Below are 2,027 nucleotides of genomic sequence, written 5' to 3'. Positions count from 1 at the left end.
GCTATCAGACGGTGGGCACGGTCAGGGAGCGGATTGCAGGAGCCAGCCGCAATCGCAGCTGCCGTAGCGGGCAAAGGCGCAAAGCGCCGTGCCCACGCTCTCTTGGTGATAGGAACAGGCGGTGGGCACGCTTCGCTTTGCCCACCCTACGGCGCCGAGATTACCGCAGCTACTCGCGGCGGCCCTGCACCCACTGTTCGAGCATTTGCAGGCACATCGCGCGGTCGTCGTCCGACGCCTTGGCGAAGGCGCGATTGTAGTTTTCCTTGATCCAGATCTCGTCGGCGCCGGCGCTGTCACGCGCCAAGGTCAGCCACATCAGGCCACGCGCCGCCTGCCGCGGCAGTCGATCGCCGTTGAACAGCATCTGCCCGAGCAGCGCCTGCGCCTCGTGCTGGCCCTTCTGGGCAGCGAGGCCGAGCCAGCGTGCGCCGTAGCGGAAATCCTCGCGCGAGGCGTCCGGGGTCTTCAGATAGAGCCGGGCGAGATCGTACTGCGCATCGGCGTTGCCGAAATAGGAGGCCGCATAGGAGAACATCTCCCGGGCCCGGTCGGGGTCGGCCTTGATCTTCGAGTTCGGGATGCCGCTGAGATAATAGCGGCCGAGCGCGACGAAAGCGTTGGCCACGACCTGTGCCTGCGGCGTCGAGGGGAGGTCCTCGGCATGCGCATTGGCGATCCGGTTGAAATAGTCGAAGGCACGCACATCGTCCCGGGCCACGCCGTCGCCACTGGCGTACATGCGGCCGAGCATCCACTGCGCGACCGGATGACCGCCCTGAGCGGCATATTCCAGAGCGCTGACCGAGGTTTCCTGCGTCGCAGCCGGCGGCGCAACCTTGCGCACCGCACCCGCAGCACCTGGCAAGGTGGTCACAACAGGGATGGTCGCATCTTTCGGGTTGACCGGCGCGCCGTCGAAGGCGAGCGCCGGCGCGGCCAGCGCGGTAGCCCCCAACACAAACGCAACAATGGCACGCCTAGATGTCCGCATAACACTGTTTCTCGTGCGCACCGCCGGGATGGGTCACTGCCCCCCCGACCGCTGGTCCAACCTGCTGAGCATATTTCCAGAGCGCACCCGACGTGTGATTAGTCGCGCGAGCGCTCCATTTGGTCTTGCGCTGAGCGAGCTCAGCGTCACTCAATTTTACGTTAAGGGTACCGGCCACGGCGTCGATCTCGATGATGTCGCCGTCCTCGAGCAGCCCGATCGGGCCGCCGACCGCAGCCTCGGGCCCGACATGGCCGATGCAGAAGCCGCGGGTGGCGCCGGAGAACCGGCCATCGGTGATGAGCGCGATCTTGCCGCCCATGCCTTGCCCGGTCAGCGCGGCGGTGGTCTGGAGCATCTCCCGCATGCCGGGGCCGCCCTTGGGGCCCTCGTAGCGGATCACGATGACTTCGCCTTCCCGATAGGTGCGCTTCTGGACCGCGTCGAAAGCATCCTCCTCCCGGTCGAAGCACCTGGCCGGACCGGTAAACTGGAGGTTGGACATGCCCGCGACTTTCACGATCGCACCTTCTGGCGCCAAATTGCCCTTCAGACCGACCACACCGCCTGTGACGGTGATGGGCTTGTCTGCCGGGTGCACCACGTCCTGGTGCGGATTCCACTTCACGCTCTTGAGGTTTTCGGCGATCGTGCGGCCCGTGACGGTAAGGCAATCACCGTGCAGGAAGCCGTTGTCGAGCAGCGTCTTCATCAGAAGCGGTATGCCACCTACTTCGAACATGTCTTTGGCGACATAACGGCCGCCCGGCTTCAAATCCGCGACATAAGGTGTCTTTTTGAAGATTTCGGCGACGTCGAACAGGTCGAACTTGATGCCGACCTCGTGCGCGATCGCCGGCAAGTGCAACGCAGCATTGGTCGATCCGCCGGAGGCCGCGACCACGGCCGCCGCATTCTCCAGCGCCTTGCGTGTGACGATGTCGCGCGGCCGGATGTTGGACGCGATCAGCTCCATCACCTTCTCGCCCGCCGTCATGCAGAAGGCGTCGCGGATCTCATACGGTGCCGGAGC

The 2,027-nt window shown here is 65.0% G+C and carries 2 protein-coding genes; both read right to left on the bottom strand.

All coding sequences use genetic code 11. The features are described from left to right. Window positions 1–169: 169 nt before the first annotated feature. Window positions 170–994, bottom strand: a complete 825-nt coding sequence (locus IF809_RS38420) for a tetratricopeptide repeat protein (protein ID WP_453978765.1) — start codon at window positions 992–994, stop codon at window positions 170–172. Then, on the bottom strand, window positions 981–2,027 hold a 1,047-nt coding region (locus IF809_RS38415), incomplete at its 5' end, for a dihydroxy-acid dehydratase domain-containing protein (protein ID WP_462840065.1). The genes IF809_RS38420 and IF809_RS38415, both read right to left, overlap by 14 nt.

It is taken from the genome of Bradyrhizobium sp. UFLA06-24 (assembly GCF_054967145.1).
This window is presented reverse-complemented; position numbering and strand designations above follow the sequence as displayed.

Excerpts from the sequence above, each read along its gene's own strand:
- IF809_RS38420 (WP_453978765.1), bottom strand. The coding sequence starts at position 994 with ATGCGGACATCTAGGCGTGCCATTGTTGCGTTTGTGTTGGGGGCTACC.